General features: G+C 45.0%; 28 protein-coding genes and 1 tRNA gene. 4 read left to right on the top strand and 25 right to left on the bottom strand.

What is annotated here, in order from left to right; all coding sequences use genetic code 11:
* Positions 1-112: 112 nt before the first annotated feature.
* From ACQSGY_RS21155 to rpsF, 9 genes are all read right to left on the bottom strand, one after another.
* The gene (locus tag ACQSGY_RS21155; RefSeq protein ID WP_188594018.1) at positions 113-1,939 is read right to left on the bottom strand and encodes an oligopeptide ABC transporter substrate-binding protein; all 1,827 of its coding nucleotides are present in this window, start codon (positions 1,937-1,939) and stop codon (positions 113-115) included.
* Between the two features lie 19 nt (positions 1,940-1,958).
* Positions 1,959-2,864 carry an ABC transporter permease gene (locus tag ACQSGY_RS21150; RefSeq protein ID WP_188594019.1) on the bottom strand — a complete coding sequence of 302 codons (906 nt, stop codon included), beginning with the start codon at positions 2,862-2,864 and terminating at the stop codon, positions 1,959-1,961.
* A 28-nt stretch (positions 2,865-2,892) separates the two neighbouring features.
* Positions 2,893-3,855, bottom strand: coding sequence for an oligopeptide ABC transporter permease (gene opp4B, locus ACQSGY_RS21145; protein ID WP_427180489.1), 963 nt, complete (start codon positions 3,853-3,855; stop codon positions 2,893-2,895).
* A gap of 7 nt (positions 3,856-3,862) precedes the next feature.
* A complete protein-coding gene (locus ACQSGY_RS21140; protein WP_253299127.1) occupies positions 3,863-4,795 on the bottom strand; it encodes an ABC transporter ATP-binding protein in 933 nt (310 codons plus the stop codon).
* 4 nt (positions 4,796-4,799) lie between these two features.
* Complete coding sequence (locus ACQSGY_RS21135; protein ID WP_216515454.1) at positions 4,800-5,798, bottom strand: ABC transporter ATP-binding protein; 999 nt, start codon at positions 5,796-5,798, stop codon at positions 4,800-4,802.
* Between the two features lie 742 nt (positions 5,799-6,540).
* Positions 6,541-7,134 (bottom strand): M15 family metallopeptidase, encoded by a 594-nt coding sequence (locus ACQSGY_RS21130; RefSeq protein WP_427180487.1) that lies wholly within the window; start codon positions 7,132-7,134, stop codon positions 6,541-6,543.
* 255 nt (positions 7,135-7,389) lie between these two features.
* Positions 7,390-7,659, bottom strand: coding sequence for a 30S ribosomal protein S18 (rpsR, locus tag ACQSGY_RS21125; RefSeq protein WP_090923587.1), 270 nt, complete (start codon positions 7,657-7,659; stop codon positions 7,390-7,392).
* Between the two features lie 57 nt (positions 7,660-7,716).
* Positions 7,717-8,202, bottom strand: coding sequence for a single-stranded DNA-binding protein (gene ssb / locus ACQSGY_RS21120; protein ID WP_427180485.1), 486 nt, complete (start codon positions 8,200-8,202; stop codon positions 7,717-7,719).
* 51 nt (positions 8,203-8,253) lie between these two features.
* Positions 8,254-8,547 carry a 30S ribosomal protein S6 gene (rpsF, locus tag ACQSGY_RS21115; RefSeq protein WP_024629534.1) on the bottom strand — a complete coding sequence of 98 codons (294 nt, stop codon included), beginning with the start codon at positions 8,545-8,547 and terminating at the stop codon, positions 8,254-8,256.
* Between the two features lie 215 nt (positions 8,548-8,762).
* Here rpsF and ACQSGY_RS21110 point away from each other — a divergent pair, with 215 nt between their 5' ends.
* Positions 8,763-8,957 carry a YjzC family protein gene (locus ACQSGY_RS21110; RefSeq protein ID WP_145405184.1) on the top strand — a complete coding sequence of 65 codons (195 nt, stop codon included), beginning with the start codon at positions 8,763-8,765 and terminating at the stop codon, positions 8,955-8,957.
* A 400-nt stretch (positions 8,958-9,357) separates the two neighbouring features.
* Here ACQSGY_RS21110 and ACQSGY_RS21105 read toward each other — a convergent pair.
* The 4 genes from ACQSGY_RS21105 to ACQSGY_RS21090 form a co-directional block, all read right to left on the bottom strand.
* Positions 9,358-9,448, bottom strand: a tRNA-Ser gene (locus ACQSGY_RS21105).
* A gap of 156 nt (positions 9,449-9,604) precedes the next feature.
* The gene (locus ACQSGY_RS21100; RefSeq protein ID WP_427180483.1) at positions 9,605-9,814 is read right to left on the bottom strand and encodes a DUF951 domain-containing protein; all 210 of its coding nucleotides are present in this window, start codon (positions 9,812-9,814) and stop codon (positions 9,605-9,607) included.
* Positions 9,804-10,748: a mechanosensitive ion channel family protein gene (locus tag ACQSGY_RS21095; protein WP_216515456.1), complete on the bottom strand. Its 945-nt coding sequence runs from the start codon at positions 10,746-10,748 to the stop codon at positions 9,804-9,806. Before ACQSGY_RS21095 ends, ACQSGY_RS21100 begins: the two co-directional genes overlap by 11 nt.
* Positions 10,749-10,760: 12 nt before the next feature.
* The gene (locus tag ACQSGY_RS21090) at positions 10,761-11,024 is read right to left on the bottom strand and encodes a DUF3343 domain-containing protein (RefSeq protein WP_184191356.1); all 264 of its coding nucleotides are present in this window, start codon (positions 11,022-11,024) and stop codon (positions 10,761-10,763) included.
* Positions 11,025-11,149: 125 nt separating this feature from the next.
* Between ACQSGY_RS21090 and yyaC the strand changes: the two genes are divergently transcribed.
* Entirely contained in the window at positions 11,150-11,755 is a 606-nt protein-coding gene (yyaC, locus tag ACQSGY_RS21085; RefSeq protein ID WP_188594025.1) for a spore protease YyaC, read from the top strand.
* Here yyaC and ACQSGY_RS21080 read toward each other — a convergent pair.
* The 12 genes from ACQSGY_RS21080 to rpmH all read right to left on the bottom strand — a co-directional run bounded on the left by ACQSGY_RS21080 (position 11,730) and on the right by rpmH (position 23,327).
* On the bottom strand, positions 11,730-12,230 hold the full coding sequence (locus ACQSGY_RS21080; RefSeq protein WP_111269851.1) for a DUF4446 family protein: 501 nt from the start codon (positions 12,228-12,230) through the stop codon (positions 11,730-11,732). The genes yyaC and ACQSGY_RS21080 overlap by 26 nt on opposite strands.
* Positions 12,231-12,374: 144 nt before the next feature.
* The gene (locus ACQSGY_RS21075) at positions 12,375-13,529 is read right to left on the bottom strand and encodes an aminotransferase class V-fold PLP-dependent enzyme (protein WP_427180480.1); all 1,155 of its coding nucleotides are present in this window, start codon (positions 13,527-13,529) and stop codon (positions 12,375-12,377) included.
* A gap of 137 nt (positions 13,530-13,666) precedes the next feature.
* On the bottom strand, positions 13,667-14,515 hold the full coding sequence (locus ACQSGY_RS21070) for a ParB/RepB/Spo0J family partition protein (protein ID WP_427180478.1): 849 nt from the start codon (positions 14,513-14,515) through the stop codon (positions 13,667-13,669).
* Complete coding sequence (locus tag ACQSGY_RS21065; RefSeq protein ID WP_111269854.1) at positions 14,508-15,269, bottom strand: ParA family protein; 762 nt, start codon at positions 15,267-15,269, stop codon at positions 14,508-14,510. Before ACQSGY_RS21065 ends, ACQSGY_RS21070 begins: the two co-directional genes overlap by 8 nt.
* A 189-nt stretch (positions 15,270-15,458) precedes the next feature.
* Positions 15,459-16,277 (bottom strand): nucleoid occlusion protein, encoded by an 819-nt coding sequence (gene noc, locus ACQSGY_RS21060; protein ID WP_111269855.1) that lies wholly within the window; start codon positions 16,275-16,277, stop codon positions 15,459-15,461.
* 413 nt (positions 16,278-16,690) lie between these two features.
* Entirely contained in the window at positions 16,691-17,413 is a 723-nt protein-coding gene (gene rsmG / locus ACQSGY_RS21055) for a 16S rRNA (guanine(527)-N(7))-methyltransferase RsmG (protein ID WP_427180477.1), read from the bottom strand.
* Positions 17,413-19,302, bottom strand: a complete 1,890-nt coding sequence (mnmG, locus tag ACQSGY_RS21050) for a tRNA uridine-5-carboxymethylaminomethyl(34) synthesis enzyme MnmG (RefSeq protein WP_427180475.1) — start codon at positions 19,300-19,302, stop codon at positions 17,413-17,415. Before mnmG ends, rsmG begins: the two co-directional genes overlap by 1 nt.
* A gap of 142 nt (positions 19,303-19,444) precedes the next feature.
* Positions 19,445-20,821 (bottom strand): tRNA uridine-5-carboxymethylaminomethyl(34) synthesis GTPase MnmE, encoded by a 1,377-nt coding sequence (gene mnmE, locus ACQSGY_RS21045; protein WP_184191363.1) that lies wholly within the window; start codon positions 20,819-20,821, stop codon positions 19,445-19,447.
* A 166-nt stretch (positions 20,822-20,987) separates the two neighbouring features.
* Complete coding sequence (jag, locus tag ACQSGY_RS21040; RefSeq protein ID WP_427180473.1) at positions 20,988-21,692, bottom strand: RNA-binding cell elongation regulator Jag/EloR; 705 nt, start codon at positions 21,690-21,692, stop codon at positions 20,988-20,990.
* The gene (locus ACQSGY_RS21035; protein WP_111269860.1) at positions 21,689-22,567 is read right to left on the bottom strand and encodes a YidC/Oxa1 family membrane protein insertase; all 879 of its coding nucleotides are present in this window, start codon (positions 22,565-22,567) and stop codon (positions 21,689-21,691) included. Before ACQSGY_RS21035 ends, jag begins: the two co-directional genes overlap by 4 nt.
* A gap of 74 nt (positions 22,568-22,641) precedes the next feature.
* Positions 22,642-22,992 carry a ribonuclease P protein component gene (gene rnpA / locus ACQSGY_RS21030; RefSeq protein WP_111269861.1) on the bottom strand — a complete coding sequence of 117 codons (351 nt, stop codon included), beginning with the start codon at positions 22,990-22,992 and terminating at the stop codon, positions 22,642-22,644.
* Positions 22,993-23,192: 200 nt separating this feature from the next.
* Positions 23,193-23,327: a 50S ribosomal protein L34 gene (rpmH, locus tag ACQSGY_RS21025; RefSeq protein WP_019914530.1), complete on the bottom strand. Its 135-nt coding sequence runs from the start codon at positions 23,325-23,327 to the stop codon at positions 23,193-23,195.
* 530 nt (positions 23,328-23,857) lie between these two features.
* Between rpmH and ACQSGY_RS21020 the strand changes: the two genes are divergently transcribed.
* Both ACQSGY_RS21020 and ACQSGY_RS21015 read left to right on the top strand, forming a co-directional pair.
* On the top strand, positions 23,858-24,532 hold the full coding sequence (locus ACQSGY_RS21020; protein ID WP_216515464.1) for a GntR family transcriptional regulator: 675 nt from the start codon (positions 23,858-23,860) through the stop codon (positions 24,530-24,532).
* Between the two features lie 229 nt (positions 24,533-24,761).
* On the top strand, positions 24,762-26,123 hold the full coding sequence (locus tag ACQSGY_RS21015) for a gluconate:H+ symporter (protein ID WP_216515465.1): 1,362 nt from the start codon (positions 24,762-24,764) through the stop codon (positions 26,121-26,123).
* Positions 26,124-26,142: the final 19 nt, after the last annotated feature.

Here is a 26,142-nt window from a genome sequence, read left to right as displayed (position 1 = left end):
GCACTTTTTTGAAAAAAAGTTAAATTTTTTTTATTTTTTGGTTACAAAAAAAACATGGACCCCAAACACCCCATGCCAGAGTGTCGGAATCCATGTTTTTCAACAGTTACAATTACTCAGCTACGACTGGTTTATCTGCGTTTACAGCCAGGTCATTCAGGTAAATACCTGTTCCATCACCAATCGCATAATTCATTACACGTTTGTTTACTGGAGCTACAACGGCACGATACAACGTAGGGAATACTGGAACTTCATCCACCATGTATTGTTGCCATTCATTATAGATTTCTTTACGTTTCTCTACATCGAATGCTTCGGCAGAGACACCACGTGCCAGCAATTTATCATTTTCTTCGCTAGAGAAACGTGAGAAGTTATACAGTGCATCACGCCCATAGAGACCCGCTGGGTCTACGTCAATACCAACACCCCAAGCCGCTTGATACACATCGACATTCGGATCGTCTTTACCAGTGTTACCTACACGATCATAGAAGTTGTTAAACTCGATCATTTCCAGATTTACTTTCAAACCGATCGCTGCCCAAGATTGAACATAGTAACGTGCGAGTGGCTCAGCCGTGTCGCCACCAGTCATGGAAATAAAGTTGATTTCCAGTGGTGATCCATCAGGTTTTGTACGGAATTCTCCGTCCATTTTGTAGCCTGCTTCGTCAAGCAATTTTTTTGCAGCTTCCGGATCATATTTCACACCTGGATTGCTGGAATCATGGAATTCAGGGTGAGAAGGTGGAATTAGTGTTGTTGCGTTCCAGCGAAGACCATTATAGAAACGTTTACCTACTTGGTCATTATCTACAGCCAACCACATCGCTTTACGCAGATTTTTATCTGCCATTTTAGCGTCTGGATTGGTTACAACTTTACCATTCTCCGCATCCCATGTTCCCAGTTTGAAGCCGATGTACGTATATGCACGATCCACCGCACCCAGGAATTCGACATTGGACATATTGGCATTATCTTTATACTGATCTGTCGGGAAAGCATCTACCAGATCTACACCACCAGACTTCAGCTCTTGAACAACCGTTGTCGGGTTGATTACTTTCAATGTCACTTTGTCCAGTTTTGGAGTTCCACGCCAGTAATCTTCGTTCTTAACGAAAGTTACAGACTCACCAGGGGTGATGGTCTCAACTTTGAATGGACCAAAGCCAATTGGCTTTTCACGTACTTCTTTGGAAGAAGACATTTTCGCAACATCCATATTACCGAAGATGTGTTTAGCGAGTGGATATGTCCACAAGCCGCCTGTCAGCAGGGATGGTGTTGCTTCTTTATACGTTATGCTGATTTTTTTGTCGCTCAGCACTTTAATACCAGAGATTGTTTTTGCTTTTCCAGCATGGAATTCATCCATACCTACAACGCTTGTAAACTTAGAATCATAACGTGGACCATCATAGCCCTTACTACCGATGACTTCATAAGCAAACTGTAGGTCTTCAGCCGTTACCGGCTTGCCATCATGCCAGTTTACATTGTCACGAATCGTGAGTGTAAAGGTTTTGCCATCCTCAGAAGTCTCATATGTTGCTGCACCATCATTAGTGTAGACATAGTTTTTGTCCCAAGTTAGCAAACCTTCATCAAACCATTGCAAAACCTGTGCATCAGGGTTACCGGAATAGAAGTTAAAGTTCAATGTACCTTCAAAAGCTGTATCGGATACGAGACCAAAAGTCAGTGATCCGCCTTCAATCGCTGTACCTTCATTTGTTTTAACATTGCTGAAATCTTCAATGGAGTATACACCCTCTTCATTTGCAGGTTTTTCCTCCGTCTTTCCTTCTTCTGTTTTTGTACCCGGTGCAGGTGTTGCTGCCTCTTTTTCGGAGCACGCCGCAAGCGCCAATACAAAGACCAGCATCATCGTGAAAAATAGTGCTCGTGAAAATAATCCCTTTTTCATGAACCTTTCCTCCCTTTTTTTAACCTCTTCTTTGTCTTGCATCCGTCGCACGCTTCAACGCCTGTCCGACATTATTTATACTCAACATCAATACCAGAATTAGTAGTGATGCAGGTAGCCATATCCACCATCTGTATTCCAGCGTTTGCGGATTACGTGCATAACTTACGAGTGTTCCCAGACTGGGTGTGCTTTCTGGAAAACCAAATCCCAGGAAAGACAGCCCGGATTCAAGACCAATATTGGACGCCAGGTTCAACGTCATCGTAACGATAATGATTGAACTCAGGTTGGGAAGAAGCTGAGATACAATAATTTTAAAGTGAGATGATCCCAATGTTTTGGAGGCTTTAATATACTCCAGCTCGCCCTCTTGAAGTGCTTTGGATCGAATCAGCCTAGCAATCCCCATCCATAGGAAGGCGGTCATAATTAGTGAGAATGAAACGATATTATACTTTGGTACAGCCGTTACAAAAGCAATAACCATCATCAGGAACGGCAGAATCATGAAAAAGTCCACCACACGCATAAACATATTATCAATCATGCCACCGAAATATCCCGAAAGCACACCAACCAGAATCCCGATGAATCCGGTCATCAACGTAACCAGAATCCCGATAGTTAAAGAGTTTCTTGTCCCAATTACAAGTTGACCAAATACATCCCGGCCACCATAATCTGTTCCAAGCCAGTACTGTGCTGACGGTGGCTCATAGAGTGCAAATAGATCTACTTTAACAATCTCATCCTGATCCAGGATCATGGAAGTTCCATATACAAGGACGACAACCAATCCTAGAAAAATGAGCGAAACCAAGGCTACTTTATCCCTAACCAACTCTCGCCATAATATCCTCCAGCTTGAGGGGCTTTTGTCCGTTTTCTGTGAAGTTATAACAACATCATTGGCACTGCTCATCTGTTTTCACCCCGAAATCTTCAAGTTCTTACTTAATGCGAATACGCGGATCGACCAACCCCAGAATAATATCAGACAGCAACGATCCTAGAATTGTAGCAACCCCATATAACAATACAAGTGCTGTAACAACACTGAAATCCCGTAATGAGATGGAATTCAGGAACAACTGCCCCATACCCGGATAGCTGAATATACTTTCGATAAAGATGGTCCCGCCAATCAGTCCCGTGATCTCGTAACCGAAAAATGCAGCAATCGGCAGCAGGGAGTTTCGCAAAATATGTCTGTTGTAGATTCGGGATTCCGAAGCACCCTTGGCTCTTGCCGTAAGCACGAATTCCTTGTGTTTGATATCAATGATCTCACTGCGCAAATATTGTACCGTTGATACGGTAGAGATTAACGCCATGGATAGCGCGGGCAGAAGCAAATGGTGTATTTTGCTTATGACATATTCGAAAGTGCCTGGTGTGAGACCCGGTGCCACACTTCCTCCAGTCGGGAACCAGCCAAAACGGAAGCCGAAGATCCAGACCATAACCAGAGCGAAGATAAACAACGGTGCTGCAAAGCCCAGGTACGTGTAACCTGTAATCAAACGGTCAGACCATGTATCGTTGTAACGTCCGCTGATAATGCCGAGCGGGATCGCAATAAGATACGTGAGAATGAGCGTTGCCAAAGCAAGCCAGAACGTGTTGGCAATCCGTTGACCAATGAGGTCGGTTACTGGCATTTTGAAACGGAAGGATTGTCCGAAATCGCCTATTGCAGCGTGACTGATCCAATCCCAATACTGCACATACCAAGGGTTGTTCAGCCCCAGTCGTTCACGCTGTTCATCCAGCGCTTTCGGGTCAACGCTCGGGTCGAGCAAGCCCGTCAATGCATCCCCTGGCATGGCTTTGGCCATCAGGAAGACAAGAATACTAAGCAAAAATATTTGAGGAATCATAATAAATATTCGACGAACTATAGTTTTCCACATATGGCCTTCAACCTTTCTGAGGTAGAGCTACCCGGTGAGTATCGGAAATGGATTGGAGCGAATAAGCAAGCCCTTCCTCATCGAAGAAATTGCGGTATGAGTTTTCATACTCGGATTTGATCTGTTGTCGGAAAGCATTCATTTCCTCACGTTTGGTCGGGTCCATATCCGGAATGGCTGCGATAAGACGTTTGGTGTAAATATGCTGGGGATTTTCAAAAATATCATCTGTTGTCCCTTGTTCCACATATCGACCTTTATACATAATTCCAATCTGGTTGCACATATGGCGTATAATGCCCAGATCATGACTGATGAACAGATACGTCAGATTTAGTTCCTTCTGAATCTCCTGCATGAAATTAAGCACCTGGGCCTGTACAGATACATCAAGAGCCGATACAGGCTCGTCAGCAATAATTAGTTTTGGCTTGAGTGCGATAGCACGAGCAATGCCAATCCGTTGACGCTGTCCTCCTGAGAACTCATGCGGGTATTTGTGAATGGATTCGGGGCTGAGCCCGACCTTTTCCAGCAAATTAGCGACCTGTCTCTTCTCTTCAGCTGCCGTCAGACGCTCATAGTTACGGAGAGGCTCGGCAATGATGTCTAGAACTCTTTTCTTCGGGTTAAGCGAAGAGTACGGATCCTGAAATATCATCTGCACATCCCGCTGAAGCTGACGATCTTTGCGTCGTTCTCTGGTTAAGTCCTTACCATTAAATAAAATTTTGCCAGCCGTTACATGGTTCAGACCAATTACAGCCCTGCCTGTTGTAGTTTTGCCTGAGCCTGATTCGCCTACAAGCCCGTAGGTCTGGCCCTCTTCGATGGAAAAACTGACATCGTCAACGGCCTTAACGCTACCAATCTCCCGTTTAAGTAATCCTCCGCGAATCGGAAAGTGTATTTTGAGTCCTTCTACTTCGAGTAGTGCCATTATGTTATTCCTCCTCTGCTTGATCAGGGAAATGAAAATGCTGATAGCAGGTACACCTTACGAAGTGACCTGGTGCAATTTCATGCATTTTCGGGTTGTCTTCGTGAGCTGATTCGCTGATCCAAGGAATACGCGCCTTGAAGCGGCAGCCTTGTCGAGGGAGATTTTTGAGAGAAGGCACAATACCTTGAATGACATGCAGCCTGGATTTCTCTTCGGTAATTGTAGGAATAGAGTTCAGCAATGATCGTGTATACGGATGCTTCGCGTTGGTCATAAGTGTTACGATATCCGCAATTTCAACGATCTCACCTGCATACATTACAGCAACCCGATCTGCCATCTCGGCTACAACACCAAGATCATGGGTGATAAGTATAATGCCTGCATTAATCTCATTCTTGAGCTCGCGAATCAATTCAAGAATTTGCAGCTGAATCGTAACGTCAAGCGCTGTTGTTGGTTCATCAGCAATCAACAGCTCCGGTTTGTTCGCAATCGCAATTGCGATGACAATACGCTGTCTCATGCCACCAGATAATTCATGGGGATACTGCTTGTATATTTGTTCGGGACGAGGAATCCCTACTTGGTTCAATAAGTGAATAACCTTATCTTTCTTTTCTTTCGAAGACAGCTTAGGTTGATGAAGCGTAAGAATCTCTTCAATCTGTTCACCTATGATCATGAGAGGATTTAATGCGGATAATGGGTCCTGAAAGATCATCGCCATTTCTTTCCCGCGCAGTTTATTCAACTGATTAGGAGGGAGATTAGCGATATCTTGTCCTTTGTAGAGAATTTGACCTTCAATTTTAGCTTTGTTATGCAGCCCCATCAGCGAGAATGCAAAAGCACTTTTTCCCGAGCCGGATTCCCCTACAATAGCGAGCACTTCATTTTTCTTAACTTTCAGGTTAACGTGGTCAACTGCTGCATAATAGTTATCTTCAATTCTGAATGATGTTGTAAGATCTCTGACTTCCAATAGCTCATTATTCAAATCAATCACCCTAACCCCGTAAATTCCGCAGACTGTATTCGTGAGTAAATGAATGCATCTACTGTATATTTCCATGTTCTTCAATAAAATGAACAAAAGTGTATACAAAATACCTTATCCTAAACAGAATCAAGATCATAAGTTTCAATTTAAACCATTGGTCAATTAATGTTGATAATTCCTAGCGGAATTATAATTACAAATAATTACTGTAATCATACGTGTAATTTTAGTTAACGTCAATCATTATTTTGTGTTTTTTGGAATAAATGTTTTCTTTACTACAGTTCTGGGTATTAGTTTTAACTAAAAGGTATATACGTCGGGGTTTAATAAGGATTAATCGTTTATGTGGGACCATTTCTTCATTAAAAGGGGGGTAAGTATTACAAGATTTTCACGGGCCATATATAACATATCTATAACGTCAAATTGTAATTTCCATGATATTTTCACACCAAAAAGAAAAACGATGTAAATTTCATGTCATATATAGGAGGATTTTGTCGATTAAGAGAAGAATATATTTAAGGAACCGAAAAGCGCTGAATTATTGTGTCTATGCAACATTTGCAAGAAAAACGTAAAAATCTAGTTATTCTAGTATAGTTTTATTTATTTGTTGCTGTAAAGAGTTAATTGTCACTTTTGAACATTTATTTTACAAAAGAAAGAAAAAAGTCCTACGATAAGCAGGACTTTTATAATAATTATTCATAATGATGCATATATAATATATCTATTATGGTTCAGCTGGAGGCCTTTTGCCGCGCTTCAAATCACGAATGCTTAAACCAAAGTCCATCTGCAAATGAGGATAGTCCGGGAAGTCTGTCCAGTCCCCTCCCCACGTAAAACCCATATCTTTGGCCAAATCTACAACTTCCATCCAGTCTGCCTTGCCATTGCCGTTATCATCACGCTCCATGTCCCACACGATGTCTCCTTCGGGGGTTCTCAAGGCAAAATCGATGGCAAGTCCATAGTTATGATATGACTCCCCTCCTCTTGCATTGGTAACGATATTTCCTGATGCTGATCGTCCCTGAGCAAAAAGTGCATCCTGTTCTGCCACACTTCTGTATCCATGGGTAATTACAACATTTATGCCACGTCTGGCAGCCATACGAACCAGTACACCCTCGTTCTCCGCCACCACTGGATGTAATCCCGTAATAGGTATTGGTTCGGGTATCGTCTGATCCGGCCATAACTCACCAAAGTCTCCTTTTTGCTGTAACCATACAAATACAATAGATATAAACAGCGTTGCGATGATCCAGTTTCTCAAGCTTTTCCTTCTTCGTATTCTTTCCTTACGTTGTATTGAATTCATATACTCTCCCGATGTTATTTTGACTCAATCTCCAGTCACAGGCTATATAGCGAAGGTCTTTGTTCCCATCCATACAAGTTAAACTCTATTATAATTCATCTCGCCTTTGAAAGCTTCTTTTGCAAAAATACATGATTATACGTTTTCATTTTCTCCATTTTTCATAGGTGTTCTCTCTCCTGTATATGTTTATGCACACAACAAAAAAGCAGCCGGCTATAAGCCGACTGCTCTTGTATGCAAACTGAGTAGTGACTACTCAGTTGTGTATGGCAGCAATGCGATTTGACGGGAGCGTTTGATTGCAATCGTCAGCATGCGTTGATATTTAGCGCTAGTACCTGTTACACGGCGTGGCAAAATTTTTCCACGTTCGCTGATAAATTTACGAAGCAAGTCCGTATCTTTATAGTCGATGTGAGTGATTTTGTTCGCTGTGAAGAAGCACACTTTACGACGTTTGTTACGACCACCACGACGTGCCGGTCTTTTATCGTCTCCGCCTTCTCTTTGCTTGAAGCCCATGCTTTTCAGTCCTTTCCTATCATGTAACCCATATCTCGTAATGAGTATCGGCTCACGTTAAAATGGCAAATCATCATCCGATATATCAATCGGTTTTCCGTCATCGGAAAAAGGATCCTGATTGTTGCTACGCGCAGCATTATTGTTGCTGGCACGTCCGCTGCCGCCTCCATAAGAAGGCTCTTCACGCATAGGTTGTCCCCCGCCGCCACCGCCTTCACGGTTAGCTGACTCCAAGAAACGAACATTATCGGCAATGACTTCGGTTACGTATACACGTTTACCTTCGTTATTTTCGTAGTTCCGTACTTGAATGCGTCCTTCGACTGCAGCCAGACGACCTTTACGCAAATAGTTTGCACAGGTCTCAGCAAGCTGTCTCCAGGTTACGACCGGAATAAAATCTGCTTCCCGCTCTCCCCCTTGACTTGTAAACGGTCTGTCTACGGCCAAAGTAAATTGTGTCACGGCTACTCCTGCTGGAGTATAACGCAACTCAGGGTCCCGGGTTAACCGGCCGATCAGAATGACACGGTTCAACAATGTAATCCCCTCCTTCTGAGCGTATTGGTGCGATAATCACGAGTTACTGTCTTAAGCAGACTTAACGTCGTTAGTAATGAGATAACGAATTACTTCGTCGGAAATTTTCATGAGACGCTCAAGCTCAGTAACTACTGCTGGTTCAGCAGTGAAGTGTACCAGAACATAAACACCATCACGGAATTTCTTGATCTCATACGCAAGACGGCGTTTACCCATAACGTCGTGAGCAGTAACCTCACCACCGCCGTTGGAGATGATGCCTTGGAATTTATCGACTGTAGCTTGAACAACTTCTTGCTCAACGTCAGGACGAATAATGTACATCACTTCATATTTGCGCATAATTTTCACCTCCTTATGGACTCTGGCCCTCAATCCAGGTTGAGAGCAAGGAACGAGCACAAACTCGAACTATATTAATATAACAAATCCACAGACGAAATGCAAGCAAACGTTCCCTGTACAGATTGGTACATAATCACCAACATGATCAAGTAATGACTTGAACACACTATAGAAGCAACAATGATCTCATTCTGTAGAGGAGGCTGCTTGATATGGGTGAACGAACCGAATTTGAACCGGGAGATAAAGCACCGAACGATGGAGAGTACACGGAAGTCGGAGAGAAAAGTTTTCATACGGAAATTAACAATCCCAAGCGAGTTACGTTGAAGAAAGGCGAAGCTTTCCCGGAAACCAGCAACCATAACCGCAAGTGGAAAAAGCTGACCAAGGCTCGGGTGCACTAAAATATTTTGTAATGTTCACGTATATAAAAACTCAATATGCACATAATACAATCAGGCGGTACACAAGAGAGGTGTGGTTCCGTTGGACAACGAAGCCGATTTTTCGCTGTTGGAGATGAATCACGTAATATAAGAAGCATATGGGTGTGTAAGACCTCGTCTGAAGCACGCGTATTGCAGCAAGCAGTACAGCCAGCGTTTCTGTCGTTACGACCGATTGTGATCTGACTAAACATGTACCGCCGGATAGAGAGCCCTTCGGGGCTCTTTATTTTTCTTCCATCAAAAAGATTCAAAAAAAGGACTTTCCGAATGGAAAGCCCTCTGCATTTTCAATTCAAAACTCCATTTCGTGGAGCTTATGTACTACATTACGGTTTCGATAAACAAAAACGTGAAGTGGCGGAAAGGGTGGGATTCGAACCCACGCACGCTGTGACACGCCTAGCTGATTTCGAGTCAGCCCCCTTGGGCCTCTTGGGTACCTTTCCGCAGCAAAATTGATTATATCATGCTTGCAGGAGGAAAGCAATACCTGCACCACACCTGTATGTAAACGTTATTTCCGGGTCTACAACTTCCACTTATGACGTGTGCAGATATTGCTAATTTGAATTTAAAAATATGATTCGCTTGCGAATCATACCTCAAGACTCCGCGTTTTCTTCTGCAGCGCGAAGCACCTTTTTCATATTTTTCTCAAACTTGGCTCTGGGAATCAGCACGCTGTGTTTGCAGCCCACACATTTGATCCGTATATCCATGCCCATGCGAATGATCTCCATCTCATTGCTGCCACAGGGGTGCTGCTTTTTCATCTCTACAATATCTCCAAGCTGGAAACTTTTACGCTCCACCTGCACCATCTCCCTCATCATTATCGAGCGCTGCAGCCTGCTCCAATGCTGCCTGCTTGCTTCTTTCATGATACTCCAAAATTTTCTTCACATCACCCTGAATCTGCCGTTCCACCGAAGCTCTCGAATTGGGCATGCATTCAGATACAATGCGGATAACATATTCCGACGTTGACATGGACTGTATACCTAACACATCAGGAACCTTCACGATATTCAGATTACGCTCCTCGATCCCAGCCAGCGACTGCTTCACCAGATGCACAGACTCATCCAGCGTTAAATCAGCCTTCATCGGGATATCCACCACTGCCAAGGAGTTGGACATGGAATAATTGGTCACACTTGCAATCGTACCGTTCGGAATAATGTGAACTTCCCCCTGCCAGCTTACAAGTTTGGTTGTTCTTAGTCCAATAACCTCTACCGTACCCTTATACGATCCCGTCTGGATAACATCCCCTACAGCAAATTGATCCTCTAATATAATGAAAAATCCGGTGATAACGTCCTTCACCAGACCCTGAGCACCGAAACCAATGGCAAGCCCAAGTACACCTGCACTGGCCAGGAGCGGGCCAACCTGAACATTAATCTCTGATAACAGTAACAGAATCATAATGAAATTACACGTAATCGAGGTCGCATTTTTTAACAGCTCCCCAATGGTTACGAATCTGCGGGGATTCACACGAATTTTGCCTTCCTGTTTACGAGCCATGGAACGATCAATAATCCGGTACACCACTTTAATCACGATACGCGTAATAATAAAAATAATCAGGATACGGATCGAGCTGAACATGATGTTAAGCCACATATCCGCATCCGAAATTTTGTCCCACACTTTATCCGTCCAGCGAATGGCGTTATTTACAACTTGATTGGTAGAATTCTCTTCAGGGCTCGCAGCTAAGTAAATAGGTAACCTCATCTGATCCCTCCTCTACATCGGTATGTTATCATAGCTGTCTTCCGTCTTGAAATAGAGACCGCGAATCTCCACAAACTCGTCCCGAATAATCTTCTGTACCCGTGACAGGTCCTCTTTGGGAAATTGAATACACAGAGCGCAACCTGCGGTAATCTCTTTAGGGGTCGGAAACAAGTCAATCTCAATCTCGGCAAACTCCAGCAGCATCTCTGCACGCAGCGCCTGCTGTGTCGAGTCAAAAGCAATCAGCATCCAATCATCGATCCATTCGTCCATGTTCTGCTCCTTTCAAGCTGCGGGCAGTTCTCGGCCCAAAAGCAAAAAGCTTGTCCTTGCGAAGTATAAAACACTCTACCTTTCCATATACTGTTACTACTATTCCAAGGGAAAGGATAGATCCTATGAACCCTGCTTCTCGTTCCTTTTCGTCACAAGATATGACCAGTTTGAAAATACCCCACACCGATCCAGGCGTGCATTCTGCTATTGTACATCGTTTGATGTTTCATCTCTACAAAGCTCATTCTCTGCAAAATGTAGTCATCGTCTGTATCGGCACAGACCGCTCTACCGGCGACTGCCTTGGCCCCTTGGTGGGCACATCACTCGCCAAATGGGACAGCCCTCTGTTTCATCTGTATGGCACGCTTGATGAACCCGTACATGCGGTTAATTTACAGGATACACTCCACAAGATTTATCAAACCCATCACAATCCATATGTGATCGGCATTGATGCTTGTCTGGGTCAATCCTCCAGTGTAGGTTGTATTCAGGTCGTAGACGGCCCTCTCAAGCCTGGCGCAGGAGTAAATAAAGAATTACCGCCGGTCGGCGATATCCATCTGACAGGTATCGTTAACGTCGGCGGTTTTATGGAATACTTTGTGCTTCAGAATACACGGCTTAGTCTCGTTATGCGCATGTCTGAAATTATATCCAGCAGTCTCTATTCAGCCATTCGGGAATGGCATACCCGGTCTACTCTGCTTGCTGTGCCAGAATAATTGCTTCCTTCTCCTCTGGGGATAGTGTATACGATGACTCTCCCCCTTTTAGAGGTTTTGCATATACATATGAACCGTCACGATTGAATAATCCCGTGAGAATCATACCATCCTGACTGTCATTAATCATGGCTATAGAGAAGCTCAGGTCGCTGCCACGCTCTCCGTACGCGTTATACCTTTTCACGCCGACCTTGCCCTGTATGCGGGCCAGCTTCTGCAATGCTTCCTGCAGCTGATTCGTCTGCAGCTTGTGTTCATCCTCGATGCTGTCCATCTGGATTTTCAGATTAATCAGCAGGGACTCCAAGTCCTCCACACCACTGCCAGCCATCATGGCTTCATATTTACGTTTGAATTTCCGTAACCTTGCCCCTTGAGCAATACTTACAATTAATAGAATCAACGTAAGTAATGCCAATCCGCCAATAATCCATAACAGCTGTTCCAGAATCAGCTCATTTAATTCAGCCATGTAAGTGCAACTACCCCTCTATGTTTTTGATCAGATTCACGTCTGTCCGCTTGCCTTCGCTTTTATTATAGATCAACCTGATAACCAAGGAATTAATCATATTTTTCCAAATAAAATATATCAACATTCCTATTTTTTTGCCTTTTAGTTCCCCTTGGTGAGCTCTATTACCGCCCGAATCAGCTGATCCGCCTCATCCTGAGTAGAATTGTATCCCACACTGGCTCGAACAGCTCCAGTTCCCGTTGTACCCGCAGATTCATGTGCCAGTGGTGTACAGTGGAAGCCTGAGCGTACCGCTATACCATAGTTCCGATCCAGTCGGAATGCCAGTTGAGCAGCATCATATCCTTCCACTATAAAGGATACTAATCCTGTTCGCGGTTGTCCAATATCAGGGCCTAACATCCGAATACCTTTAATAGAAGCAAGTCCTTCCATAATATGCTGTGTCAGCTCCCATTCATGCTGAACAATCATTGCAGGTGTCATAGCGAGTACATGCTTCACTCCTGCTCCTAATCCAGCAACGCCTACCGTATTCGGAGTACCTGCCTCATATCGATCAGGACGCACTTTAGGCTGCTCCAGCGCTTCAGACTGACTACCTGTTCCCCCATGCAGCAAAGGCTGTATATCCAGCTCAGGAGAAATGTATAAACCACCTGTCCCCTGCGGTCCCAGCAGTCCTTTATGTCCGGGGAAAGCGAGCATATCAATGCCAAGCTGCCCCACATCTATAGGAAGTATTCCAGCACTTTGAGCAGCATCAACAAGTAATACAGAATGATGTTTATGACATAGCTCTGCAATCTCACCAACAGGCAAAATGCTGCCTAGAAGATTGGAGCTATGTGTACAAACCACCAGACGAGTGTTTTTCCGAAACATACGTTCCATCTTTTTCAGATCCATTACACCTGACGCGTCAACAGGTACATAATCAACCTCTATTTTACCTTGCATGCGCAAAAACTCCAACGGCCGTCTAACCGAATTATGTTCTGCCATAGTGGCAATCACATGATCACCTTGCCGAAGAGAACCTTGAATGGCAAGATTAAGCGCCTCTGTTGTATTGGAGCCAAATGCAATATCATTCGGATTGTTGACAGCAAACAGTCTCGCGATTTCTTTCCTTGTTTCAAACAATACTCTGCTGGCCTGCACAGCCATGCGATGGCTCCCTCTTCCCGGGTTCGCCCCGGCGAACTCCAGCGCGTGCATCATCGCCTCACCCACAGCAGGTGGCTTGGGCCAAGAAGTTGCTGCATGATCGAGATATATCATCTTCTCCATTTTCTAACCACCTCTGCTCATAAGGGTGCCATGCTGAATTCACGCAAACAAAGAATGACATATCGCTTCTCCAGAACACAGAGTCGATATGTCATGACATGAGTAGCTCTGCATGTTGTAACGAACCACCCGAGCGGTTATTGCAACAATTCCAATAACCGCTCGAGATCCTGCTTGCTGTAGTAGTTGAGCTCTATTTTACCTTTATCTTTTTGACCATGTTTTATTTTCACCGTCGTTTTAAATCGTTCACGCAGTGATTCTTCCAAGGTATCAATAAAGGGATCTTTCTTTTTTAATTTGTTCTTGTTCTTTGCTTCACCTGTTTTAGAACGATCCAGCTGCTGTACAGCCTCTTCAAGCTCACGCACACTCCACTGCTGGTCAATTGACTGTTTCGCCAGTTGCTTAACCAGGCTTTCATCCTTTACACCTACAATGGCACGTGCATGGCCCATCGATAATGTTCCACGTGAAACATGCTCCTTTACTTCCTCCGGTAAAGACAGCAAACGCAAAAAGTTAGCAATATGAGAACGTGATTTGCCTACCTTCACAGAAAGCTCTTCTTGAGTTAACGAGAATTGATCCATCAGCCCTTGATAGGCTACCGCTATTTCCATTGCATTCAGATTTTCTCGCTGCAGGTTCTCAATCAGGGCAATCTCCATAACCTGCTGATCATTAAAAGTACGAACAACAGCCGGAACAGTTGCATTGCCACAATACTGTGATGCTCTGAACCTGCGCTCGCCTGCTATAATCTCATATCCTCGAAGCACAGGCCGAACGATGATCGGTTGAATCACACCATGCTGCCGAATGGATTCGGCCAGTTCATGAATGGCTTCCTCATCAAATGCTTTACGCGGCTGATAAGGGTTAGCCCGCAGTTGGCTAATCGGGATTTCTACGACTTTATCGTCGTCATTAATTGAAAGCGAAGGAATGAGGGCATCCAGACCTTTTCCAAGCCGCTTACTCATAAGAAATCACTTCCTTTGCGAGCTCTAAATACACTTCTGCTCCCCGGGATCGGGGATCATACGTAATAATAGACTGCCCGTGTGACGGTGCTTCACTAAGCCGTACATTACGTGGAATAATCGTCTGATACACTTTTTGCTGAAAATACTTCTTCACTTCTTCTATAACCTGAATACCGAGATTCGTCCGAGCATCAAACATCGTCAACAACACACCCTCAATCTGAAGGGAGGTATTCAGATGTTTCTGCACCAGGCGAACCGTGTTAAGCAGCTGGCTCAGTCCTTCCAACGCATAGTATTCACACTGAATAGGAATAATCACTGAATCAGAGGCGGTTAAGGAGTTAATTGTTAACATACCGAGCGACGGCGGACAATCAATCAAAATATAATCATAATTGCTTTTCACTTGTGCAAGTGCCTTTTTCAAACGAACTTCTCGCGATATGGTGGATACCAGTTCGATCTCGGCTCCGGCAAGTTGGATCGTTGCAGGTATGATATGAAGTCCATCAATTTGTGTCTCCGCGATCGCTTCCTGAGTAGGCACATCATTAATAAGAACGTCATATATACAATTCGCCACGTCTGCTTTATTAATTCCGACTCCGCTCGTTGTATTCCCTTGGGGGTCTATGTCCACAAGCAGTACCTTCTTCCCTAGTGAAGCAAGTCCTGCACCCAAGTTAACCGATGTCGTTGTTTTCCCCACACCGCCCTTTTGATTTGCTACGGCCATAATCTTAGACAATACCTTCACCTCAAATAAAATAGGAGTCTTTTCTAGTAGGTTGTGAGTTACAGTTAACAATAAGCAGGTGGCCATCGTGCGCACGAATAACAACTACCGTTTTAGCAAAACGATTGTTCCTCTTCACGTTATACACCATCTGACTGTTTAGACAGAAAAAGCGGCCCATTGCCGCCTTAGAAGCTTCAATTATTTGCGTTTTGGAATATGAATAACGATCTCGTAATGATCCTCATGATCAGCTTCTTTAGTTTTGATATCCATACCTGAACCAGTCACCATGTCAATCGATTGACGAATCGTATTGAGCGCCAGCCTTACATCCTTGGTAAAGGATATACGTTTGGACTTTTTGATCTTGGAAGCTTCCTTGTAAAAAGCAACTCGTGCCTCCGTCTGCTTCACATTCAATTCCTTGTCGATAATCTCGCCCAGTAATTTCAGCTGCAGTTCTTCGGTATCAAGGGACAATAGCGCCCTAGCATGTCGTTCCGAAATTTTGCGCTCCATCAAGGCTGTTTTTACACCTTCTGGAAGCTGCAGCAATCGAATTTTGTTGGCGATCGTAGACTGGCTCTTACCAAGACGTTGCGCCAGACTCTCCTGTGTCAGATGATGCAGATCAATCAATTTCTGATAGGCAACCGCTTCCTCAATGGAGGTCAGACCTTCACGCTGCAAGTTCTCGATCAAAGCAATGGATGCGGCCTGAGAATCATTAAACTCACGCACAATAGCCGGGATATGCTCTAAGCCCAGCTTACGAACAGCACGCCAGCGCCGTTCTCCGGCGATGATCTCATAAGAGCCATTTCGAACACGCACAACAATCGGTTGAATGACGCCATGAGTTTTGATCGTTTGCAACAGCTCATCAATTTTATCATCATCAAAAATAGTACGGGGTTGATATGGACTGCTCACAATTTCATTAACAGGGACCTGTTTAACTTCATCTCCGTTATTGCGATCCGCCAAACCAAACAACTTCGAGAATTGTTCTTTCATTCCGTAGATTACCACCTAGTTTCGTAATAGCTCCCGCATGCACAGCAGGTGCTTCTTATTCCATAAGCGAGGACTCACATTCAACTTCCTGAAATAAGTTATGCCATTATTATCACTTACTCTTACTAATATGAATTGCTTATCAATATATCTATATGAACTACTCTATGATCACTGATCATGCAGGATCGGATACTTCTATTCTATCATCTTTTTCTCCATAATCCTATGTTTACCTATTCTTTAAAGCCAGCAAATTTTCCTGCTTTACTTTGATCATTATGGGAAAATTGATACTTACTTTTATGATAAAAATAAAACAAAAGAGGATGTTTCACGTGAAACATCCTCCCTGCTTTACCATCTTCTATTTTTAACATCATCTAGTTATAATACATCGTGTTCAAACTTGCTTACACCAGCGGCGTTTTAAGTGGTGTTCCTGGTTTACGAGGATACTTATGCGGCGTCTTATCAAACTTCTGAATCAAAATGATATGACGCTCCGATTCCTCTACAGGCAACTGAAACGGATGCACAGCCTTTACCCGGCCTTTCAGCTGATTAAAGCTGAATTCTGCTTCCTTCATTTCATCGCGCGGGTCTCCACCCTTCATCGCGGCAAACATACCGCTCTTGCGCACAAAAGGAAGACAAAATTCATTCAGTACCGCCAGCTTGGCTACGGCGCGTGCCGTAACCAGATCATAGCTGTCCCGGTACCCTTCCTTGCGGCCCAGCTCTTCGGCACGGCCATGAATCAACTCTACTTGTTCAAGACCAAGTGTATCCACCACATGCTGCAAGAAGCCGATACGTTTATTTAATGAATCAATGATCGTAAGCTGGAGATGAGGAAAACATATTTTCAGCGGCAGTCCGGGGAATCCTGCTCCCGAGCCAATATCAGCCAGCTTGTTTACCTTCGTCATGTCCGTATAAAATGCCAGCGATACTGAATCATAGAAATGTTTTGTGTATACCTGCTCACGATCGGTGATACCAGTCAGGTTCATTTTTTCGTTCCAGGCAACAAGCTCTTTATAATATAATTCAAACTGTTCCAACTGGAGTTCTCCGATTTCCAAGCCATGCTTTTTCAAGCGCCGCTGCAGCTGCTGTTGAATATCGTCCATTATTGTCCCCTTGCTGCGGTAACGCGGTTATAATGCTCCAGATATACAAGCAGGATGGAGATGTCCGCAGGCGTAACGCCCGCAATACGAGATGCCTGACCAATGGAGATTGGACGGATCTTCGCAAGCTTCTGCTTGGCTTCCATCGCCAGACCATGAATCTCATCATATACGATCGTTTCTGGAATTTTCTTTTTCTCCATTTTCAGCAAACGTTCCACGTGGATCAATTGCTTCTCAATATAACCGGCATATTTAATTTGAATCTCAACCTGCTCCTTCATGTCAGCCGTCAGTTCCACCTCGGAAGGGGAAATTTGCTCAATCCAGTCGTAACCAATCTCTGGACGACGCATCAGATTCAGCAGTGTGCTGCCATCCTGAATCGGTGTTGAACCGATCTCTTCCAGCTTCGCATTGACGTCAACAGGGCGGACCTTGGCCTCTTTCAAACGATTAATCTCCTGCTCCACTTTCGCTTTTTTGTCCAGGAAAGCTGCATAACGCTCTTCCGTAATCAATCCAATATCATGACCGATTTCTGTGAGACGCATATCCGCATTGTCATGACGGAGCAGCAAACGATACTCGGCACGAGAGGTCAACAAGCGGTACGGCTCATTTGTTCCTTTGGTAACGAGATCATCAATGAGAACGCCAATGTAACCTTGAGAGCGGTCAAGCACAATCGCTTCTTTGCCCTGCACTTTCCGTGCCGCATTAATACCTGCCATAATTCCTTGCCCCGCTGCTTCTTCATAACCGGATGTACCATTAATCTGACCCGCAGTGAACAGACCTGGAAGGCGTTTCGTTTCTAGTGATGGCCACAATTGGGTTGGCACCATCGCATCATATTCAATCGCGTAACCGTTACGCATCATTTCTACTTTTTCCATACCAGGTATAGAACGAAGAACGGCGAGCTGTACATCCTCTGGCAGACTTGTAGACAAGCCCTGAACGTAATACTCGGACGTATTTTTACCTTCTGGCTCAAGGAAAATCTGATGCTTGGGCTTATCGCTGAAACGTACGATTTTATCCTCAATGGATGGGCAGTAACGTGGCCCTGTTCCTTCAATTACACCAGAGAACATCGGAGCACGATGCAAGTTATCATTAATAATCTGATGTGTCTCTACAGATGTATATGTCAGCCAGCAAGGCAGCTGCTCGTTGTCCGAAGATTTTGTCTCATAGGAAAAGAACTTCGGCTGATCATCACCCGGCTGGATTTCGGTTTTGCTAAAATCAATCGTATCCTTATGCACACGTGGTGGTGTACCTGTTTTGAAACGGACAAGCTCGAAGCCCAGCTCACGCAGATGCTCTGACAATTTAAGGGAGGGCTGCTGATTGTTTGGTCCGCTCTCATACATCAGTTCTCCCATAATCACTTTCCCGCGCAGATATGTGCCTGTAGTCAGCACTACCGCTTTGGCGCGATATTCTGTACCTGTTTGAGTAACCACTCCGACACACTGACCATCTTCCACGATCAGACGGTCCACCATCCCCTGACGCATGGTCAGATTAGGTTCTTTCTCCATCGTTTCCTTCATCGTATGCTGGTAAGAAAATTTATCAGCTTGTGCACGCAGCGCATGAACAGCAGGACCTTTCCCCGTATTCAGCATCCGCATCTGAATGAAGGTTTTGTCGATATTCCGTCCCATTTCTCCACCAAGTGCATCAATCTCACGTACGACGTGTCCTTTAGCCGGTCCCCCAATGGATGGGTTACAAGGCATGAAGGCCACCATGTCGAGGTTGATCGTAATCATCAGCGTTTTGGAACCCATGCGGGCTGCTGCAAGAGCTGATTCTACCCCGGCATGTCCTGCTCCAACGACAATGACATCATAACTGCCGCCATCAAAAGCCATGTGTAATTACCTCCTTATTTCACTGCTATCTATATGAAACCAACACTTCCTGGCAACAACATCATTCCATCCTTTGACAACGGGCAGAGATTGTACCTTCCCATCATACACGACCCTTTCAATGAATAGGTGGTATAATGATTTACTTTCCTAGACAGAACTGGGAGAAAATCTGATCAATCAAGGCATCATGTGCCGTATCTCCCACGATCTCTCCAAGCTGCTCCCACGCCAGACGAACATCAATCTGGATCATATCAATAGGAACAAACTGATCTGCAGCCTCATAAGCATCCACCAGCGATTGCTTTGCCTTTTTGAGCAGCGCAATGTGACGAACATTGCTGACATAGGTCAAATCTGCAGATTCCAGCTTGCCACTGAAGAACAACGTAGAGATGGCATCCTCCAATCGATCGACACCCAGATCATCCTTCACCGACATCGGAACAAGCCGCTCCTCAGGAATATAACGGAGCAGCACGTCACGGTCAATCTGTGGCGTTAAGTCCATTTTATTCATAATGATAATTGATTGTCTACCGCGGATTTGTTCCAGCAGTTCAATCTCATCCTGATGAAGGGGCTCTGCCGCATTAACAACCATCAAAATCAAATCTGCATCATTAACCGCGGAACGGGAACGCTCCACCCCAATCTTCTCAACAACGTCCATCGTCTCCCGAATACCAGCTGTATCAAGAAGCTTTAACGGGATATTGTTGATTGTAATGAATTCTTCAATGACATCGCGTGTCGTGCCAGGAATATCCGTGACAATTGCCCGATTATCCTGTGCCAGTGTATTCATTAATGAAGATTTACCCACGTTAGGACGTCCAACGATCGCTGTAGTAATGCCTTCACGCAATATTTTGCCCTGCTCAGCCGTGGTGAGCAATTTATCAATCTCACCCATAACCTGGCTGGATTTTTCTTTAATAAATTCGGACGTTAATGACTCCACATCATGCTCTGGATAATCGATATTTACTTCGATATGTGCAAGCGTCTCAACCAATGTATGTCTCAGATCGCGCAGCTTGGAGGACAGCTTGCCTTCAACCTGCTTCAATGCTACCGAGAAGGCTCGATCCGATTTCGAGCGAATAAGGTCCATAACCCCTTCTGCCTGAGACAAGTCGATCCGTCCATTAAGGAATGCACGTTTCGTAAATTCACCTGGTTCAGCGAGTCGGATATTAAGCTGGAGGAGCAGGTCCATCACGCGTTTAACCGATACGACTCCACCATGCGCACTAATCTCGACAACATCCTCTGTGGTAAATGAACGAGGCGCACGCATCACGGTTACCAGCACCTCTTCGATTTTCTCCCCGCTTGCGGGCTCTATAATATGTCCGTAATGAACCGTATGGCTTTCTGCTTGGGTCAAAGGAATTTTGCTGCGAAAAATCTTTTCCGTCTCTGCCACCGCATCCGGACCGCTGACGCGAATAACAGCAATACCCGCTTCACCGACCGCTGTAGATATGGCAGTAATCGTATCGCTAATCATTGTGATCTCTCCCTACTCTCTATATTGAAGTTGTCATCCAGCCCATTCCGGAGAATGCCAACATATATTCGACTCCATTGGTATACTACCTATCTCATATGCTTCGGTACGAAAAAAGCAATGGCTTCTGCACCGGGCAGGAAGCCATTGCGTCTTCAATTGCGTGTTATTTCAACGTAATAACCACACGCCGATTAGGCTCCTCGCCCTTACTTAATGTCTTAATCTGCGGGTGATTTTGCAGTTTGGCATGAATTACTTTCCGTTCAAGCGGAGGCATCGGCTCAAGCACAACTTCCTTGCCAGTTCGAATGGCTTGTCCAGCTAATCGCTCAGCCAGATCCTCAAGCGTTTTGCGCCGGCGTTGGCGGAAGTTTTCCGCATCGAGCACGATGCGCACGAAGCTTTCCGAGTAACGGTTGGCTACAATATTGGTCAGATATTGAAGAGCATCCAGCGTCTGTCCACGTCTACCGATAATCATACCCAGGTCTTCCCCGGATATATTAAAGATATGACCATCACGCTGTTTTTTGATATGCACTTCCACATCCAGCCCCATACCTGCCGCAACCTCTTTCAAAAATGCAGCCGCTTCTTCATAGGGATTATGGACTGCTACACCCTCAAGTAATGCATCTATCTCGGGTTCAGGTGTGGCTGGTTTGATCGGCTGCTCCGAAACAGCTTCGGGCACAGGCAGCAGTTTGACTTCAACCTTGGCAGCCTTTACCCCGAACAAACCCAGGAATCCTTTTGACGGCTGCTCTAACACTTGTATCTCGACCTTGTCCCGGCTCACGCCAAGCTCAGCCAATCCTTGGTTTACAGCATCTTCAACGGTTTTTCCTGACGTAATGACTGTGGTCATTTCGATTTTTTGGCCCCTTTCGACCCTTTCCCAGAGACAGTGGCTCTGCCGCCGTTTTTGCGTTTAGCTCCGCTTTTGGAAGAGCTGTTCTGCTTCACGTTGACCTCGGCCACAACTTTATCATTATTCCGGTAAAGGAAATAGTTTTGCACGATGGTGTAGATATTACTGTAGAACCAGTAAAGCGGCAACGCTGACGGGAACTGATACGACATCACGAAAATCAGGATCGGATACACCCACAGCATGAACTGCATCGGTCCAATTTGCTGTGTAGGATTCATGCGCATCATCATCCACGTTTGGATGAATGTTGTGATGGCAGCCAGCACTGGCAAAATAAACAGGTGATCCGGCGCTCCAAGCTGAAGCCACAGGAAGTCGTGGGTTCTCAGACTGGAGTTTCCGTAAATGGAGTTATAAAGTGCGATGTAAATCGGCATCTGAATCAGAAGTGGCAAACAACCCGCCATCGGATTGACTTTGTTCTCCTGAAACAATTTCATCGTTTCTTGCTGAACTTTCTCAGGTGTATCTTTATACTTGGCTTGAATCTCCTTCAGCTGCGGCTGAATAGCCTGCATCGCTTTGGAGCTGCGAACCTGCTTCAACGTTAATGGCAGTATCAATGTCCTTACAATTAGCACCATTACAAGTACGGCAAATCCATATTCACCGTTAAACCAGTTGGCGAATGTATCCAGCGCCAGTGAGAACCAGTACACTACATTGGCTTGCCAGAATGAATCACTATTCTTCAAATCTTCCGTTGTAACCCCTGCACCTTGCGGAGTACAACCGGCGAGTACAGTGACCATTGCAATGACTGCAATGAGGAGAATCCACTTCCCCTTAGATGTCTTCAATCGCGACACTTCATAACCCCTCTCTTAACCATTCCATTCCACCGTAAATCATACCATAATTAGGAGGACAAATAAACCGAAGCTTACCGCTTGCACGACTTCAGCAGAGAGGCTTTACGCAGCACATGGAGCAGACTTTTTTCCATCTCCTTGTAAGGCATATCAAGTGCACCTTTGCGGACGATGAATATAAGGTCCATCTGCGTAACAATCTCTTGCTCATGATGACGTACAATTTCCTTGATCATGCGCCGCATCCGGTTACGCACGACAGCGTTTCCGATTTTTTTGCTGCATGATACGCCCACCCGGAATTGCTCCGTATCTTTACGGCGACATCCATACACCACAAACTGATGATTGGCAAACGATTTTCCATAGCGATATACGCGGCTAAAGTCCGCCCGGTTTCGCAGACGCAATCTTTTATACACGGCGCTTCTCCTTGCTGTCCCCCATCCACGTTATTGACGGAGGCCTCATTACTGATTTAGTATAGGCTTTCTTGAACGACGGTAAACCGCCCAGGCGACAAATATATATTAAGGTAAGTTTCCAACCAAAGGGAAACAAAATCCAGGTGTAAAACTCTCATTTAAGAAAAAAAAGACCACCTCGGTGGTCTTCACATGCATTAAGCACTCAGGACTTTACGGCCTTTCAGGCGACGTGCAGCCAAAACTTTACGGCCGTTTTTCGTGCTCATTCTTTTCCGGAAACCATGAACTTTTTTACGTTTGCTAACGTTCGGTTTGAATGTAGGTCTCAATGTATTGCACCTCCTTACAAGGAAATACTTATGTGATGAATCATTTTCATCTTCACAGAAAACACCTTTATATATTTAACCACGTCCAATTGGAAAAGTCAACTGAAATGCACCACCCTGCTCCCTCTTTTTCATACGCTTTCCAGCATTTGAGATTCGTGTTCTTCCAGCCAGCCCTTCTGCCAACTATCCATTGGACTAAACCAAGACCAAAAGTTATCCCCAACAAGAACCGAAAACCGCCGTGTTAAGCCCCTTTCAGGTTATCCACACCTCTCGCGAAGCACTCATTATTTTTCTCCCTGTTTAAAGTTATTCACATGTGGATAAAGAATATTTAGTTTTAACTCTGCTAAATTGGTTTCGGTTTGTATCCGCTTTAAAGGTGAGGTTTACAAGTTTTCAAGAAAGGTGTAGGATAAAAAAACATCTTGTATACAAGTATACTTATTGCTTTTTTCGGCGGCGGCCTCACCGTATGTTATGATAAATAACTGTACGGATTACTTAATTTTAGGAGCGTTAGCCATATGCAGTTTCCATCTTCCTGGCTTCAAGGAGCATCTCGCGGTGAGGCCATAGCATGCGAATTAAGGCTGAGAATTATTAGCGGAACCCTTCGGCCTGGAGAAATTTTGTCGGAAAATCGAATTGCTGCTGATTTCGACAGCAGCCGGTCGCCTGTTCGCGAAGCGCTGAGAACGTTGTCTAATGAAGGTCTGATTCGCCTTGAACGGATGGGTGTTGTGATCCTGGGCTTGAATATGAAGGATGTCGAGGAGCTGTACGATGTTCGCTTTCTCATTGAAAGCTTTGTGCAGCAGAGACTGGCTGCCGATGTACCGCCATCATTAATCACGAAGCTGCGCAACATTATCGACAAAATGCAGCTTGCCGGCAAACACCATGATGCTGTCGAATTTGCCTATCAGGATCTTACGTTTCATGAGACCATTATTGAAGCGGCTGGGCATACCCGCATTTCGCATTTGTGGAACAGCATCAGATATGTCGTGATGACGGTCATGCTTCTGACAACACGCCGGGTATTTGCTCAAGGCGAGGGCAAAGTAAGCGCTGTAGTCGAGAAGCATCGATCACTTGCAGCAGCGCTTGAATCGGGCGACAAACTTCTGATTCAGGCCGGGGTTCGCACCTATTTCAAAGACTCGGGTCAAACGTTGCACGAAAGCTTTGAATTTTAATGGAGCTTCTCAGCCAGCAGCTTTGATAAGAAGAACTCGCAATCAATCCGCTGTGAATGATTGCAAGTAACTTGTCGACAAGTATACAAAATGCGATTTTTTCACTTTTTAGGGCATGATAATCTCTACATGATTTTTAATCGTACTGCTGCAAGCAGACAGCTGTTATGTGTCGTTACGACGATTTGTAAGCGTTTGTTTATAACTCAGACAAAGGAGTAATCTCATCATGAGCACTATTTTCGGACTATCCCATAATGCGACACTGCTGGTCTGGACGTTGATCGCCATCATCTTCCTGATCCTGTTGATCTCCAAATATAAATGGAACCCGTTCATTACCCTTCTATTATCTGCATTGATGCTTGGTTTATTAACGGGAATGAAACCAGCTGATGTCATATCCTCCATTACAGGAGGCCTTGGCGGTACATTAGGCACGATTGCCATCGTCATTGGACTTGGCACCATGCTCGGCAAGATGATGGCCGAATCCGGCGGAGCCGAGCAGATTGCTACGACCCTGGTGGACCGTTTCGGTGTAAAACGAGTGCACTGGGCGATGATGATTGTTGGTTTTATTGTAGGTATTCCCGTCTTCTTTGAAGTAGGCGTCATTCTCATGATTCCGATCATTTTCACCGTGGCCCGCAAAACGAACATGTCCCTGCTTCAGATCGGAATTCCTATTCTGGCTGGTCTCTCAACAGTACACGGGCTTGTTCCGCCGCATCCAGCCCCTATGATTGCAATCGAAGCCTATAACGCTGATCTGGGGAAAACGATTCTCTACTCCCTGCTGGTCGGTATTCCTACAGCGATTATTGCTGGACCTGTATTCGGTAAATTTATCGGTAAAAGAATTCATACCGAACCGCCAGCGGAGCTCGCTGAGCAGTTCTCAGCCAAGAAGAACAGCAATCTGCCCGGATTTGGAATTACCCTGTTCACTATTTTGCTTCCCGTCATTCTCATGCTCATCGGCTCTGTCGCAAATATCGTTGATCCTGAAGCAACAAGCGGCTTTACCGTTTTCAGTGAATTTATTGGTAATGAAATTATTGCCTTGCTAATCGCTGTTGTCTTTGCCCTCTTTTCACTCGGCTTTGCGCGCGGATTCAGCAAACATGATATATCCCGTTTCACCAGCGAATGCCTGGCACCCACTGCAACGATTATTCTCATCATCGGCGGCGGCGGCGCATTCAAGCAGGTGCTGATCAATAGCGGCGTGGGCAATGCCATTGCCGAATTCGCCACACATGCCAACATCAATGTCATTCTGTTCGCCTGGCTTGTAGCTGCCCTCATTCGCGTTGCTACCGGTTCAGCTACGGTTGCTATGACTACAGCGGCAGGTATTGTAGCCCCCGTGCTTACGCTGACACCTGGAGCCAATATTGAGCTGGTTGTGCTTGCTACGGGCGCAGGCTCTCTCGTCCTGTCCCATGTCAATGATGCAGGCTTCTGGATGATCAAGGAATTCTTTAATATGAGCGTTGCTCAAACACTCAAAACGTGGACCGTTATGGAAACACTACTCTCCGTTGTTGGACTGCTCTTTATTTTGCTGCTGAGCACAGTGGTGTAAAATTAAAATATACGTGTAA

Origin of the sequence: Paenibacillus sp. TC-CSREp1 (genome assembly GCF_050171015.1) — a bacterium.
In the GTDB taxonomy this organism is placed as follows: Bacteria; Bacillota; Bacilli; order Paenibacillales; family Paenibacillaceae; genus Paenibacillus; species Paenibacillus silvae.
This window is presented reverse-complemented; position numbering and strand designations above follow the sequence as displayed.

What these genes read in the sequence shown, in the direction of transcription:
- ACQSGY_RS21155 (WP_188594018.1), bottom strand. Translation starts at nt 1,939, where the DNA reads ATGAAAAAGGGATTATTTTCACGAGCACTATTTTTCACGATGATGCTG.
- ACQSGY_RS21150 (WP_188594019.1), bottom strand. Translation starts at nt 2,864, where the DNA reads ATGAGCAGTGCCAATGATGTTGTTATAACTTCACAGAAAACGGACAAA.
- opp4B (WP_427180489.1), bottom strand. Translation starts at nt 3,855, where the DNA reads ATGTGGAAAACTATAGTTCGTCGAATATTTATTATGATTCCTCAAATA.
- ACQSGY_RS21140 (WP_253299127.1), bottom strand. Translation starts at nt 4,795, where the DNA reads ATGGCACTACTCGAAGTAGAAGGACTCAAAATACACTTTCCGATTCGC.
- ACQSGY_RS21130 (WP_427180487.1), bottom strand. Translation starts at nt 7,134, where the DNA reads ATGAATTCAATACAACGTAAGGAAAGAATACGAAGAAGGAAAAGCTTG.
- rpsR (WP_090923587.1), bottom strand. Translation starts at nt 7,659, where the DNA reads ATGGGCTTCAAGCAAAGAGAAGGCGGAGACGATAAAAGACCGGCACGT.
- rpsF (WP_024629534.1), bottom strand. Translation starts at nt 8,547, where the DNA reads ATGCGCAAATATGAAGTGATGTACATTATTCGTCCTGACGTTGAGCAA.
- ACQSGY_RS21110 (WP_145405184.1), top strand. Translation starts at nt 8,763, where the DNA reads ATGGGTGAACGAACCGAATTTGAACCGGGAGATAAAGCACCGAACGAT.
- ACQSGY_RS21095 (WP_216515456.1), bottom strand. Translation starts at nt 10,748, where the DNA reads ATGAGGTTACCTATTTACTTAGCTGCGAGCCCTGAAGAGAATTCTACC.
- ACQSGY_RS21090 (WP_184191356.1), bottom strand. Translation starts at nt 11,024, where the DNA reads ATGGACGAATGGATCGATGATTGGATGCTGATTGCTTTTGACTCGACA.
- yyaC (WP_188594025.1), top strand. Translation starts at nt 11,150, where the DNA reads ATGAACCCTGCTTCTCGTTCCTTTTCGTCACAAGATATGACCAGTTTG.
- ACQSGY_RS21080 (WP_111269851.1), bottom strand. Translation starts at nt 12,230, where the DNA reads ATGGCTGAATTAAATGAGCTGATTCTGGAACAGCTGTTATGGATTATT.
- ACQSGY_RS21075 (WP_427180480.1), bottom strand. Translation starts at nt 13,529, where the DNA reads ATGGAGAAGATGATATATCTCGATCATGCAGCAACTTCTTGGCCCAAG.
- ACQSGY_RS21070 (WP_427180478.1), bottom strand. Translation starts at nt 14,515, where the DNA reads ATGAGTAAGCGGCTTGGAAAAGGTCTGGATGCCCTCATTCCTTCGCTT.
- noc (WP_111269855.1), bottom strand. Translation starts at nt 16,277, where the DNA reads ATGAAAGAACAATTCTCGAAGTTGTTTGGTTTGGCGGATCGCAATAAC.
- rsmG (WP_427180477.1), bottom strand. Translation starts at nt 17,413, where the DNA reads ATGGACGATATTCAACAGCAGCTGCAGCGGCGCTTGAAAAAGCATGGC.
- mnmG (WP_427180475.1), bottom strand. Translation starts at nt 19,302, where the DNA reads ATGGCTTTTGATGGCGGCAGTTATGATGTCATTGTCGTTGGAGCAGGA.
- mnmE (WP_184191363.1), bottom strand. Translation starts at nt 20,821, where the DNA reads ATGATTAGCGATACGATTACTGCCATATCTACAGCGGTCGGTGAAGCG.
- jag (WP_427180473.1), bottom strand. Translation starts at nt 21,692, where the DNA reads ATGACCACAGTCATTACGTCAGGAAAAACCGTTGAAGATGCTGTAAAC.
- ACQSGY_RS21020 (WP_216515464.1), top strand. Translation starts at nt 23,858, where the DNA reads ATGCAGTTTCCATCTTCCTGGCTTCAAGGAGCATCTCGCGGTGAGGCC.
- ACQSGY_RS21015 (WP_216515465.1), top strand. Translation starts at nt 24,762, where the DNA reads ATGAGCACTATTTTCGGACTATCCCATAATGCGACACTGCTGGTCTGG.